The sequence below is a fragment of the Prosthecobacter sp. GW821-HT29F12 genome, assembly GCF_058803405.1.
In genome coordinates this window covers 4,419,742-4,432,152 of record NZ_CM179517.1, presented here as the reverse complement: position 1 = coordinate 4,432,152, position 12,411 = coordinate 4,419,742, and the positions used below count along the sequence as shown (strand labels likewise).

The following is a 12,411-nucleotide window of genomic DNA, read 5'->3' as shown; positions in this document are numbered from 1 at the left end:
CGTCTTAGAGTTCGCTTATGAAATTAATCACTCTGCTTTCCGTCCTCGCTCTCACTGCATCTCTTCGCGCTGAGACCACACTCACCATGACTGGCGTGCACAACTGCTGCGGCAGCTGCGCCAAGGGCATCACCAAGGCTGGCAGCATCGGCGAAGGTGTCACGATTGATGTTCCTGAAAAGAGCACGACGGTGACCATCACATCGAAGAAGAAGGGTGATGCGATGAAAGCGGCTGAGGCGATCATTGCTGCAGGATACTTTGGCAAAATCGAAGGTGGTGAACCTTCCAAGACCGCCAGCAAATCAACGGCGAGCACCAAGCCGGAAGCGAAGATGACCAAGGCCACTGTTTCCGGTGTGCACCTCTGCTGCAAGAAGTGCGAAACGGCCGCTGCCAATGCGGTGAAGACTGTTCCTGGCATCACGAAGAGCGACATCGTCGCGAAGGCCACCTCATTCACTGTCGAAGGCGAGTTCACGAAATCCGAACTGACCGCCGCCCTCAATGCCGCTGGCTTCGCCGGCGACATCAAATAACTACCGCAACCAACAACGAGCGGGGCCGGGGTTTGCGAAAGCAGCCCCGGCTTTCTTTTTGCCTATGAGAGAGGATTGAGACGGGCAACCGGGACGGTCGCGCCACGCTGCAGAACAGAGCGGACGGGAAGGTTGCGCCACGCTGCAGAACAGAGCGGACGGGAAGGTTGCGCCTTCGTCTGCGTGGATTCGACATGGGGCTTGACGATTGGGTGCGAAACGTGGTTTTATCCTGCTTATGAACCAGAAAATCATATGGTCCTGCATCATCGGCTTGATTAGTGTGAGTTTGAATGTTGTGGGGCAGCAGCCGGATAAAGCTGCCAAGGAGAAGATGGAGAAAAAATATCCGTCTCTGCATATCCAGGCCAAGGTCGGCAAGCGAAACACTCCAGTCTCAGGATCGTCCTATATGATGACGATGACAATGACCCCGGAGATTATCATCGAGAGTGCCAAAACTCAGCCCATGGCCTCGGCTTCAGCCACCTTCCTGCTGGTGACCATGGAAACGTCGGCCAAATACGCGCGCGGCCAAGAAGAGCTCATCATTGCGACTTCAGAGACGCAGGGAATCCCTGCGGTGGCCAAAGGCTCGCGTCGCAGCATTGAATTCAAATCATTGTCGACGCGCTATGATTCGGATCGTGACAGCAGCAACGTTGGTGGGCAGGAGTACAAGTATTACATCATGGCCGTGTTTGCCGATGACAATCAGTTCCTGCATTTTGAAACCAACTGCCCTGAGCTGTCGCGGCATCTGCAAGCGCATCCGGAGCTGAGGGTGAAGTTTCTTGGGATGAAGCCGAGGGAGACGTTCAAGACGAATTTCAAGTGATCACAAGGCCGCGCGGAGGATCGCTGTCAGCTCCTCATGCGTGAGTGATACTGGGTTGGCTTTCATGCTGCTGGCGGCTGCTGCTTTGTGGGCGATTTCGTTGAGATCGGTTTCGGCGATGCCCCACTGGCTGAGTTTGGGGATGAGCAGGCGTGCGGTGAGGGCGTGGAGGTAGGACACGGCATCGCCTCCGAGCATGGAATCGATTTGAGCGAACTTGGTGCGGTCTTGCACACGTGTGGAGTTGGCTTCCCAGACGGGGGCGAGGAGTGCGGCGCAGACGGCGCCGTGGGGGGCGTGAAACATGCCGCCGATGGGGGCGGCGAAGCCGTGGACGGCACCGAGGCCGGCATTCGCAAGGGCGATGCCGCTGTTGAGTGCGCAGAGGGCCATTTCTTCACGGGCTTCGAGGTCGTGGCCGTTTTGGAAGGCGCGTTCGAGGGAACGAATGGCGCGCTGGATGCCATCGAGGCAGAGGGCGTCGGTCATGGGCTGGGCGCGGGAGCAGACGAAAGCTTCGAGGCATTGCGTGAGGGCATCCATGCCGCTGGCGGCGGTGACGGAGGGCGGGACATCGGCGGCGAGTTCGGGATCGATCAAGGCGATGCGCGGCAGCATGGAGATGTGGCGCAGGCTGGCTTTGATGCGGTGCTCGGTGCTGGCGATGACGGCATTGCGCGTGGCTTCGGCACCGGTGCCTGCGGTGGTGGGGACGGCGATGTAGGGCAGGGGGGCTGACTCAAGCGGTCTACCTTCTCCGATGACTTCGATGTAGCGCAGCAACCCACCGGGCTGCGTGCTCATGGCTGAGATGGCTTTGCCGGCATCGACCACGCTGCCGCCGCCGATGGCGACGATGACATCGGCGTTGAGTTGTTTGGCGAGCGCGACGCCGGTTTGGATGTCTTCAACGGTGGGTTCGCCACTGGTGGAATGAACGCCGACGTATGGCAGGCGGCCTTCCCATTGTTGCGGGCGGCTGCCGGTGATGAGGAGGGTGCGCTGGCCGAAGCTGCGACATAGTTCGGGGAGTTCGCGGAAGACACCGCGGCCGAAGATGATGCGCTGGGCGGTGGCGAATTCGAAGCGGTTCATGGTCCAGGGCTTACGGATGGAAGGTCGCTCGTGTTTTTGGGAGTCAGAGATACTGAAGCCAGACCGGATTCCGGCTAAAGCCGGTACTACAGAACAGCCGTGGATGGATCGATGACTTGCATGGCTTGAGAGAGTTTGTGCGAACTGCTGTTTACGCGGAAGCGCTGTTCATCGGATTGGCCATCCCATCATTGGAGTCGCGGCTCAGCGTCATGACGCATTCGAGGTGCTTTGTCTGCGGGAAGAGATCGAAGGGCTGCACGGTGCCGAGTTTGAATCCGGCCTCGGTGAAGAGCACGAGGTCGCGCATCTGCGTGGCGGGATTGCAGGAGATGTAGACGACGCCTTTGGGATTGAAGGCGAAGAGCTGCTGCAGGAACTCGGGGCTGCTGCCTGCACGCGGAGGATCGATGATCACCACGGTGTCGGCTCCGGCATGCGGGACGTCTTTGAACACGTGCTGGGCATCTGCGGCGATGAAGCGGCAGTTGGTGAGGGAATTGATCTCGGCGTTGTGCGCGGCTTTTTTGACGGCGGTTTCGGAGATCTCGACGCCGATGACACTTTCGAAGTCGCGCGCGGCGCTGATGGCGAAGAGGCCGCTGCCGCAGTAGGCATCGACGAGATGCTTTGCGCCGGTGGCTTTGGCTTCGTCGATGGCGTGGCGGACGAACTTGGGCAGGATGAAGGGATTGTTCTGGAAGAAGTCGCCTGCTTGAAACTCGAAGCGGACACCGTCCACGTCTTCGACGGCAATTTCATCGGGGCGGGTGAGGACGCCGTTGCTGGCGGCACGCATGAGCAGCGTGGCGCCGTTTTTGAATTCGGCGGAGTTTGCACGGGCGCGCTCGCGCACGGCGGCGAGCTGCGCGTTGAGCTCGGGCATGGCGATGGGGCATTGCTCGACATCGACCATGGCATTGCGGGTGCGGGCACGGAGGAAACCGATGGCACCGATGCCGCCTTCCTTCGGACGCTGGAAGTGAGGCGTGATCTTGGAGCGGTAGCCGTATTGAACGGGTGAGGGGATCACCGGGCACACGGGGTGCTCGATTTTCGCCATGTGCTTGAGCAGCTCCGCCACCTGGCGTTGCTTGGAGAGCAACTGCTCCTCATAGGAGAGGTGCTGGTACTGGCAGCCACCGCACTGGCTGAACAAAGGACACTGAGGTGTGACACGGTTCGGTGAGGGCTCGATGACAGAGACGAAGTCGGCCTCGCTGTAGTTCTTGTGATTGCGGAAGACGCGGCACTTCACCAGCTCTCCGGCGAGCGTGAAGGGAACGAAGACGACCCAGCCATCGACGCGGGCGACTCCCGCTCCTTCGTTGGTGAGGCTTTCGATGCGAACGTCCAGCTCCTGGTGATAGGCGAAGGGATGGGGCGTGAATTTGCGCGGCGGTTGCATGCGTCGCGTCAGGGTTTGGCGGGGGTGTTCATCTTCATGTAGGTGCGGCCTTGGACTTTGCCGGTGGCGGGATCCAGGGTTTCGACCCGTAGTTCTTTCAAGGCATTCGTGCCATTCACTTTCTGCATCTTGGTGACTTCATAGCGTTTGATGACCTTGCTGCTGCGGTCATAGGCGGCCATTTTGGCCGCGCCACCGCTGGCCTGATGAACCCAAACGTCCACGGCGTAGTAGGGGCCTTCCCTGCCGGGGTTGATGACGCGCACGATCCAGCATTTCTGTCCGCTGACGCGGCCCTCGCCCATGAGCTGCGGGTGCGGCCAGTAGAGGAAGCGGAGGGAGAGATCCTCATAATTCAAATCCATGCCGCGCACCTTGCTGCCGAGCTGGCTGGAGGGAACCTGCTTTGAAGTGCCCTTGATCACCTGATACAGCCTGGCGGGGGAGGTGTTTAAATCGACACGGATGGTCTCAGCCGGTGGGTTGGAGAACAGGAAGCTCATGACCTGATTTCCCATGGTGAGCTCCAGAGGTTCGGTGCGGCCGGTGGCATCATCACGAAGTTCACCCTGCAGCTTTTGGTTCTGCCCGGCGTAGCTCTGGCGCACATCGAGCATGATTTCCTCGGCGGTCTTTGGCTGCGCCCCTGCGGCACGCAGGCATGGCGTGAGCAGCAGTGTGGCGAGAAAGATGAACTTCATGGCGGTGCGGGTGAAGGGAGTGATCTGTGTGAGCCGCCCTTTCACAGACGAGGCATTAATTATTCTTCACTGGATCATCCAGCTTCATGTAGGTGCGGCCGATGACTTCGCCGTTGGCGGGATTCAAGGTCTCGATGCGCAGCTCCTTGAGCGTCGTGGCGCCTTCCACTTTCTGCACCTTGGTGACCTGGTAGCGTTTGACGATTTTGCTCGTGCGATCAAAGGCCGCCATCTTGGCTGCGCCGCCGCTGCCCTGATGCACCCAGAGATCCACGGCGTAGTAGGGGCCCTGGCTGCTGGGGTTGGTGACACGGACGATCCAGCATTTCTGGCCGCTGACACGGTCTTCGCCCATGAGCTGAGGGCGCGGCCAGTAGAGGAAGGCGAGGGAGAGATCCTCGTAATTGAACTCCATGCCGCGCACTTTGTTGCCATGCTGGCTGTCAGGCACCACGGACGATCCGCCGGCGCGCACCTGATACAGCGTGGCCGGGGAGGTGTTCATGTCCAGGTGGACGATTTCTGGCGGTGCGTTTTTGAAGAGGAAGCGCATGACCCGGTTTTGCATGGTGAGCGTGAGGGGCTCTGAGCGGCCGGAGGTGTCGTCACGAAGCTCGCCGGTCATCTTGTAGTTTTGCAGGGCATAGCTGTTCTGGACAATGCGAATGATTTCCTCGGCGGTTTTCGGCTGTGCATCCTCAGCACGCAGCATGGAGGCGAGAAGCAGCGGGAGCAGGAAGAGACGTTTCATAAGAGTGGGGGAGATTGGAGACGACACTTTGACATGCGGACGGCGTCCTCTATTCAATGCGCTCAACCATCATGCAGCGCCAGCGCTTTCTCTTTGCCGCCCTGGGCCTGCTCACGCTCTGGCGCTGGGCGCTGCTGCCGACGCTGGAACTCGCGCCGGAGGAGGCACTGGCGGTTTTCTGCGGCAAACGTGGTCAGTGGGGCAGTTTTTTTGAAATCGGGCCGCTGCTGCCGCTGTTTGCGAGGCTGGGCATGCTGTTTGGAGGAGCGGGTGAATTTGGGGTGAGGTTCTTTGCGCCGCTGCTTGCGCTGGGTGCGTCGCTGCTGATTTGGAGGCTGGCGCGTGACTTGTTTGATGAGCAGATCGCGGGCTGGGCGGTGGTGATCGTGAATGTGCTGCCTGCATTCAATCTCGCCGCTGTCACGCTGACGCCAGGGACATTGGCCTGCGTGCTGGTGCCAGCAGCGGCGTTGTGTATGCGCCGTGCGCTGTTGCAGGGAGGAGCTCAGCAGCGGACCTGGTGGTGCGCTGCGGCGTGCGTAGCGGGCACGGCGCTGGCGCAGCCGCCTGCATTGGCCACGATGGCGGCGGTGGTGTGCGTTTTGGGTCTGTCCAAGCAGCTGCGGCTTCACCTGAATAGTACGGGGTTCAGAGGGATCCTGGCTGCATGGTCCGTGGTGGTGCTGGTGTGGCTGATCTGGCAGGGCGTGCATGGCTGGCCGGCGTTTGCGGCGTGGCACTGGCTGCCGGAGTGGCGGGTGATTCCGAATTTGCTGCGCTGGATCGTGCTCGCGTCGCCTCTGCTGCTGGTGCTTTTCGTGATGGCGGTGCGTGCGGGATTTATGAACGGCATGCTGCAAACCCACCGAAGCCTGCCCATGGCGATGCTGCTACCGCTGGCGGGGATCGACTTTTTCTATGGTCCGCATGAAATCTGGCCGGACACGGGAGGCGTGGTGTGGATGCTCTTTGCGGCGGTGCTGCTGGCGCATCGCAGCACGGTCGCCCGGACGGGGGTGATCGAGCAGAAGATCAGCCTGCGCACCATCACGATAGTGCTGGCCGCGCTGCAGAGTGCTTTTTTGCTGCAAACGGACCTGCCGCGCACGCTGGGGCTGACGTGGCGATTTTCATCCAAACCCAGCGCTGCGACTGATGCCGCGCATGCATTCACCGCTGATCCGTCCAAGACTATGCGTGGCTGGCGTGAGAGCGCCAGAGTCGTTTCTGCGGTGCTGGAGCAGGCGGGTGGGGCGGAGTCTTGGTTTGTATTGGCGGGTGACTGGCCGCTCGCGGTCGAGCTGGATCACTACCTGAGCCAGGGCGGGACGGTGCAGTGGCCAGACAGCGATCTGAGCTCATTTGCCGGGCGAAGTGCGCTCTTTGTCACGGAAGACAGGGACGCGAAAGACCTTCCCGATTTGCTCAAGAAGAGGTTTCAGCGCACCGAATTGCTCTCCGTGGCCCGGATCATGCATGCGGGGAATGAGGTGCGATGGCTGAAAATCTTCGCTTGCCACGATTATCGAGCGCCCGACTTTTGACGCCCTTTTCGCCTCCATGTCTTCCTCACCTGCCATTTCCGTCGTCGTGCCGCTCTATAATGAAGAGGACAATGTCGTGGAGATGCAGCAGCAGATCGACAAGGTCCTGGGAGGACGCGACTATGAGCTGGTGCTGGTTGATGATGGATCGAAGGATCAGACACTTGCCCGTGTGCAGCGTGGCCCGCGAGTGCGTGTGATCGTCTTTGAAAAGAACAGCGGGCAGAGCGCCGCCATGCATGCCGGGATTTATGCCGCGCTGGGGGATGTGATCGTCACGCTTGATGGTGACCTGCAGAATGACCCGGCCGATATTCCCGCGATGATCGCGAAGCTGGATGAAGACGGGGGCTATGATCTCGTCTGCGGCTACCGTGCGAAGCGGAAGGACACGACGTTCAAGCGGCTGCAGAGCCGCATCGCCAATTTTGTGCGCTCCCGCTTTGTGGGTGATCACGTGCGCGACACGGGCTGCACGCTCAAAGTCATGCGCCGTGACTGCCGCGAGGCCCTGCTGCTCTTCAATGGCATGCACCGTTTCATTCCCGCGCTGATCCGCAACATGGGCTGGCGCGTGACCGAAATGCCGGTGAACCACCGCGCGCGCATCCATGGCGTGAGCAAATATGGCTTCGGCAATCGGGCGCTGCGTGCGACGATGGACATGTTTGGCGTGCGCTGGTTGAACAGCCGGCGTACCCGCTATGTCATTCGTGAGGAGCGGCGTGGCTGATGCGTTTCTGTTGTTGACGAGACAACTGCTTCGCAGCCATGCTGTGACACAGCACCAAGGATGAACCTACGCGAACAACTGCGACTACTGCTGCCCGAAATCCTGCCGCATGATCCTGCGGACTCGATCAAGGGCACCGAACTCATCCGCCTTGTGCGCTTGCGCCTCGGAGACGGCTACAGCGACGCCACGCTGCGCTACCATTTTTCCATCCTCAGCTACGATCCCACGTCGCCCATCGCGAAGGTTGATCAGGGCCAGGGCTACTACCAGCGGCAGAAGAAAACACTGGGCGGCAGCAATGGAGTCAGCCGCCAGGGGCTGTTCGACAGCGAGCTGGGCGAGAGCGATCAATGCTGGTCGCGCTACCTGCGGATGGTGGCCATCTATGAGCGGCTCTGCCTGCAGCGCTCGCGCTATCCGTTTCTGCTCAACCGCAACAGCAGCGGCACCCCCAGCATGGAGGGTGAGTGGGATATTCCTGATCTTGTGGTCGCGGACTGGGATCTCGACACGGGCAGCGATGATGCGCCGCGATTTGATGCGGCGATGCTCGATCTGCGCCGCCACCTTGGGGGACCCGAAGTGGGGCTGGCCGGGGTGCAGCTCAAGCTCAGCGTGGCGCCGGACACCTTCAGCGCCGACTTTTTCCAGGCGCTCAGCGCCACACGGTGGACGCTGCAGAGCGAGATCGTGATCGCGGAAGGCTTGAATGACGAGGCGCTGGTGGATGCGCTGCGGAGCCTGGGGCATCAGTTTGGCGTTGGCATCAGCAGCCTGGGCGTTCCGCTGACCGTGCTGGATGATTTGCCCTCGGCGAAGGAGTTGCGCGCCATGAGCGCGGCGGAGTTTGAGGCGGTGCACAATCTGCTGCGCATCCAGAAGATCACGCTGCCAACGTCCCGCCCGACGCTTGACTGGTCGGCGCTCAATACGTTGCGGAAGAAGCATGACTCCGTGGCTGATCTGGTGCGGTGGCTGTCTGAGTGTCTGGCGAAGCGGCAGCCGGAGTGGGTGGGCGGGGTGGTGAGGTGAGGACACGACTGCTGCCATGCATAACGCCAAGGAGGAACTGCTTAACGTTCTCAAAGAGACGAGGGAGCTGCTGGTACTTCCAGAAAACGACTTTGCTTGGTCAACATGGGATGACACCGCGGAGGCGTTGTCCGAGTTTGATCGGCTGGTGGCAAACATCGAATCAGATCGCCGCTTCGATCTTTTGGATCTCGTTGTTTTATATGCTCCCACGGGGCCTATTCAAGAAGTGAGTCTTAGCAGCGGTTGGGGACGGGAATTCTGTGATGTAGCAGCACGATTTGACGCGGCATTAGCGGCCTATCGGATGGATCTTCAAATCTGAATCGTCCAATCGTTGTTCCGGCAGGAAGATTGCTGTTCAACTCGGAGAAATGAATTCCTTTTCGCACACGTTGTTTTAAGCCGCATGACCCGTCGTACGTTTCTCACCTCTGCTGCTGCTTTCGCGGCTGCGCTGCCTGCGTCGGGAGCCCTGCGGGGGAAGAAGATGGGGATCGTGATTCATTCGTATTGGAAGCGCTGGCAGGGGAAGTACTCGAATTTGAAGTATCCGCCGTTTGAGCATGCGCTGGATGTGCTGGATCATGTGCGTGACCTTGGCGTGGGCGCGTTGCAGACGCTGGTGGGCGGGTGGACGAGTGAGTTTGCTGGGAAGGTGCGCGCGACCTGTGAATCTTATGGCATGAAGCTGGAGGGCAGCATCACCCTGCCGAAAAATGAGAATGATGTGGGGCGCTTTGAGCAGGAGGTACGCATCGCCAAGGAGGCGGGGGCTGTGATTTTTCGTTCGGCTACCGGAGGAAGGCGCTATGAGCTGTTTTCCAGCGTGGAGGATTTCAAGCACTGGAAGGACGGGGCGTTTAAGTCCATGCAACTGGCGGAGCCTGTGGCGCGGCGGCAGAGGGTGAAGATTGGCATTGAGAATCATAAGGATTTCCATGCGGCGGAGCTTGCGGAGGTGCTGGGGCGTCTGAGCAGCCCGCACATGGGTGCGTGTGTCGATACGGGCAACAGCATCGCTTTGCTGGAAGATCCGATGACGGTCGTTGAAACGCTCGCGCCCTTTGCGGTGACCACGCATATCAAGGACATGGCGGTGCAGGAGACGGCGACGGGTTTTCTGCTGGCGGAGGTGCCGCTCGGAGAGGGCATCCTGGATCTTCCGCGGATGTTTGCCTTATTTGAGAAGTACAATCCTCAGATCGACTACCATCTGGAGATGATCACGCGTGATCCGCTCGACATTCCCTGCCTCAAGCCGACTTACTGGGCCACGTTTCCGGACAAGCCCGGCACGGAACTCGCCCGCACCCTGATGATGGTGCGTGAGCGCAAGGCGGAGAAGATGCCCAAGACCAGCGGGCTCAATCTTGAGACGGCGCTGGAGTTTGAGGAGACCAATATTGTGAAATGCCTGCGTCAGGCGGGGGACAAGTATGGGTTTACGCCTTCGTTGAAGCCGAAGGCTGCGGGGAAGAAGGATGAGCATTGAGTGGCCGCAAAGAGACGCAAAAGGATGCAAAAAACTGAACAAGCCGGTGATTTGCGCGGTGGTTAATTTTTGAGGGTTCTTGCGGGCATTCCTCCTTGCATGCATGATCGAGCGTCCGTGTCCGAACTTCTTCCAACCGCAGCCTCCACTCCTATTCACGACGCCAAGATGGCGTTGCAGAAGTATTTTGGCTTTCGGGAGTTTTTGGACGGTCAGGAAACGGTGATGGCGAGCATCCTGAGTGGGCGTGATACGATGGTGATCATGCCGACTGGGGGCGGCAAATCACTGTGCTATCAGCTTCCGGCGATGGTGATGGACGGTGTGACGGTGGTGGTGAGTCCGCTGATTGCGTTGATGAAGGATCAGGTGGATGCGCTGGAGCGCCGGGGCATTCCTGCGACGCTGATCAACAGCTCGATCTCGCTGGGCGAGCAGCAGGAGCGCATCGATGCGTTGCGACGCGGTGACTACAAGCTGGTCTATGTGGCGCCGGAGCGGTTTCGGAGCCGCGCGTTTACGAATGCGCTGAGGCAGGTGCAGATTGCGCTGGTGGCGGTGGATGAAGCGCACTGTCTTTCGCAGTGGGGGCATGATTTCCGCCCTGACTACATGAGGCTTGGGGAGGCGCTGGCGCAGCTGGACCGGCCGCAGGTCGTGGCCCTGACCGCGACGGCTACACCGGAGGTGCGGGATGATATTTTGCAGACGCTGGCGCTGCGGGATCCGTTTGTGACGATCCGTGGCTTTGAGCGGCCGAACCTGAGCCTGAACATCGTTCATACGAAGTCGAACTCGGACAAGTATGACCGGCTGAAGAAGATCATCACGCAGTTCAAGACGGGCATCATCTACTGCTCCACGCGCAAGCGCGTCGAAGAGGTCGGAGAGGAGCTGCGTTCGTGGAAGATCAAGGTGATCGAGTACCATGGCGGACTCGATGACAAGGAGCGTGAGTCGCGGCAGACGAAATTCATCACGAAGAAAGCGGATGTGGCCGTGGCCACCAATGCGTTTGGCATGGGGATCGACCGCTCTGACGTGCGGTTTGTGGTGCACTTCGATGTGCCCGGAAGCGTGGAGGCCTACTACCAGGAGGCGGGGCGTGCGGGTCGCGATGGCGAGCCTTCGCAGTGCGATTTGTTTTTCAATTTTGCCGATACGAAGACGCAGGAGTTCTTCATTGATGGGAACAACCCGAGCGTGGACATCATCCGCAATGTGTACCAGACGCTGCTGAATGCGGCGGACTCTAATCATGAGGTGCAGGCTTCGATTGATGATATCACGGAGCGTGCTGGTGCGAAGAACAGCATGGCGATTGGCTCGGCTCTGAGTTTCCTGAACCGGAACGACTACATCGAGCGCTTTGACATTCCCGGCAAACGCATCCGAGGCACGCGGCTGCTGCAGCCGACTGTGCTGACGCGAGATTTGAAGTTCGACACGGACGCGCTGAAGGAGAAAGACCGCCGTGACCGCTCGAAGCTCAAGGCGATGGTGGAGCTCTGCTACGATGACAAGGCGTGCCGCCAGGAGCAGATTTTACGCTACTTTGGTGAGAGCGAAAGCACGCCCTGCGGCACCTGCGATGTGTGCCGGGCTGAAGGCGTGCAGCCGCCGCGCGAAGGGGGGGCGGACGAAGTCACCATGCTGCGGCAGGCGCTGAGCGGCATTGCGCGAATGTCCGTGAAGCTGCCGGATGGAACGTGGGAAGGTCGCTTTGGCAAAGGGCGCATCATCCAGATGCTGGTGGGCAGCAAGTCGAAGGAGATCGTGGACGCGGGGCATGACCAGCTCACGACCTATGGACTGCTCAAGGATGTGGGCACGCATGCGCTGCACCCGCTGTTTGCTGAAATTGAAAAGCTCGGTCTCATCGAGACCAGCAGCGGTGAGTATCCCAAGGTCACGCTGACCTCACGCGGTGCGGAGGTGATGAAAAAGGGCCTGAACGTGAAGATGCGCTGGCCTTCGATGCATGCGCCGGTGACGAAGCCGAAGGGCAAGACGGCGATGAACGAAGAGCTGGCCGCGCGAGAGCTTGGGTTTGACGATGCGCTGTTTGAGAAGCTCAAGCGGCACCGCAGCACCCTGGCGGAGTCCGAGGGCGTGCCGCCCTATATTATTTTCAGCAATCAGACGCTGGAGTTTATGACGCGACTGAAACCCAAGACGATTGAGGCGGGGCTCAAGATTCGCGGGGTGGGCGAGAAGAAGGCGAAGGAGTATCTGCCGGACTTCATCCAGATCATCAAGAAGCACGGGTGAG

The 12,411-nt window shown here is 59.9% G+C and carries 12 protein-coding genes; 8 read left to right on the top strand and 4 right to left on the bottom strand.

From position 1 onward, the window contains the following. Positions 1-17 precede the first annotated feature (17 nt). Both AC3RLQ_RS18165 and AC3RLQ_RS18160 read left to right on the top strand, forming a co-directional pair. A complete protein-coding gene (locus tag AC3RLQ_RS18165) occupies positions 18-539 on the top strand; it encodes a hypothetical protein (protein ID WP_493030070.1) in 522 nt (173 codons plus the stop codon). Positions 540-777: 238 nt separating this feature from the next. Continuing rightward, on the top strand, positions 778-1,377 hold the full coding sequence (locus tag AC3RLQ_RS18160) for a hypothetical protein (protein ID WP_493030069.1): 600 nt from the start codon (positions 778-780) through the stop codon (positions 1,375-1,377). On the opposite strand, the gene AC3RLQ_RS18155 is transcribed toward AC3RLQ_RS18160, so the two are convergent. The 4 genes from AC3RLQ_RS18155 to AC3RLQ_RS18140 form a co-directional block, all read right to left on the bottom strand. After that, a complete protein-coding gene (locus AC3RLQ_RS18155; RefSeq protein ID WP_493030068.1) occupies positions 1,378-2,472 on the bottom strand; it encodes an iron-containing alcohol dehydrogenase in 1,095 nt (364 codons plus the stop codon). A gap of 151 nt (positions 2,473-2,623) precedes the next feature. Beyond that, the gene (locus AC3RLQ_RS18150) at positions 2,624-3,880 is read right to left on the bottom strand and encodes a class I SAM-dependent RNA methyltransferase (protein ID WP_493030067.1); all 1,257 of its coding nucleotides are present in this window, start codon (positions 3,878-3,880) and stop codon (positions 2,624-2,626) included. 8 nt (positions 3,881-3,888) lie between these two features. After that, positions 3,889-4,581: an outer membrane lipoprotein-sorting protein gene (locus AC3RLQ_RS18145; protein ID WP_493030066.1), complete on the bottom strand. Its 693-nt coding sequence runs from the start codon at positions 4,579-4,581 to the stop codon at positions 3,889-3,891. Between the two features lie 55 nt (positions 4,582-4,636). Next, positions 4,637-5,332, bottom strand: coding sequence for an outer membrane lipoprotein-sorting protein (locus AC3RLQ_RS18140; protein WP_493030065.1), 696 nt, complete (start codon positions 5,330-5,332; stop codon positions 4,637-4,639). Positions 5,333-5,403: 71 nt separating this feature from the next. Here AC3RLQ_RS18140 and AC3RLQ_RS18135 point away from each other — a divergent pair, with 71 nt between their 5' ends. The 6 genes from AC3RLQ_RS18135 (at position 5,404) to AC3RLQ_RS18110 (ending at position 12,410) form a co-directional block, all read left to right on the top strand. After that, positions 5,404-6,876, top strand: coding sequence for a glycosyltransferase family 39 protein (locus tag AC3RLQ_RS18135; RefSeq protein WP_493030064.1), 1,473 nt, complete (start codon positions 5,404-5,406; stop codon positions 6,874-6,876). A 16-nt stretch (positions 6,877-6,892) separates the two neighbouring features. Beyond that, positions 6,893-7,609, top strand: coding sequence for a glycosyltransferase family 2 protein (locus tag AC3RLQ_RS18130; RefSeq protein WP_487679521.1), 717 nt, complete (start codon positions 6,893-6,895; stop codon positions 7,607-7,609). 60 nt (positions 7,610-7,669) lie between these two features. Further along, positions 7,670-8,644 (top strand): hypothetical protein, encoded by a 975-nt coding sequence (locus AC3RLQ_RS18125; RefSeq protein ID WP_422322125.1) that lies wholly within the window; start codon positions 7,670-7,672, stop codon positions 8,642-8,644. A gap of 16 nt (positions 8,645-8,660) precedes the next feature. Beyond that, positions 8,661-8,969, top strand: a complete 309-nt coding sequence (locus AC3RLQ_RS18120; RefSeq protein ID WP_493030063.1) for a hypothetical protein — start codon at positions 8,661-8,663, stop codon at positions 8,967-8,969. 84 nt (positions 8,970-9,053) lie between these two features. Then, positions 9,054-10,139, top strand: coding sequence for a sugar phosphate isomerase/epimerase family protein (locus AC3RLQ_RS18115; protein ID WP_493030062.1), 1,086 nt, complete (start codon positions 9,054-9,056; stop codon positions 10,137-10,139). A 117-nt stretch (positions 10,140-10,256) separates the two neighbouring features. After that, entirely contained in the window at positions 10,257-12,410 is a 2,154-nt protein-coding gene (locus AC3RLQ_RS18110; RefSeq protein WP_493030061.1) for a RecQ family ATP-dependent DNA helicase, read from the top strand. The last annotated feature ends 1 nt before the right edge of the window (position 12,411 follow it).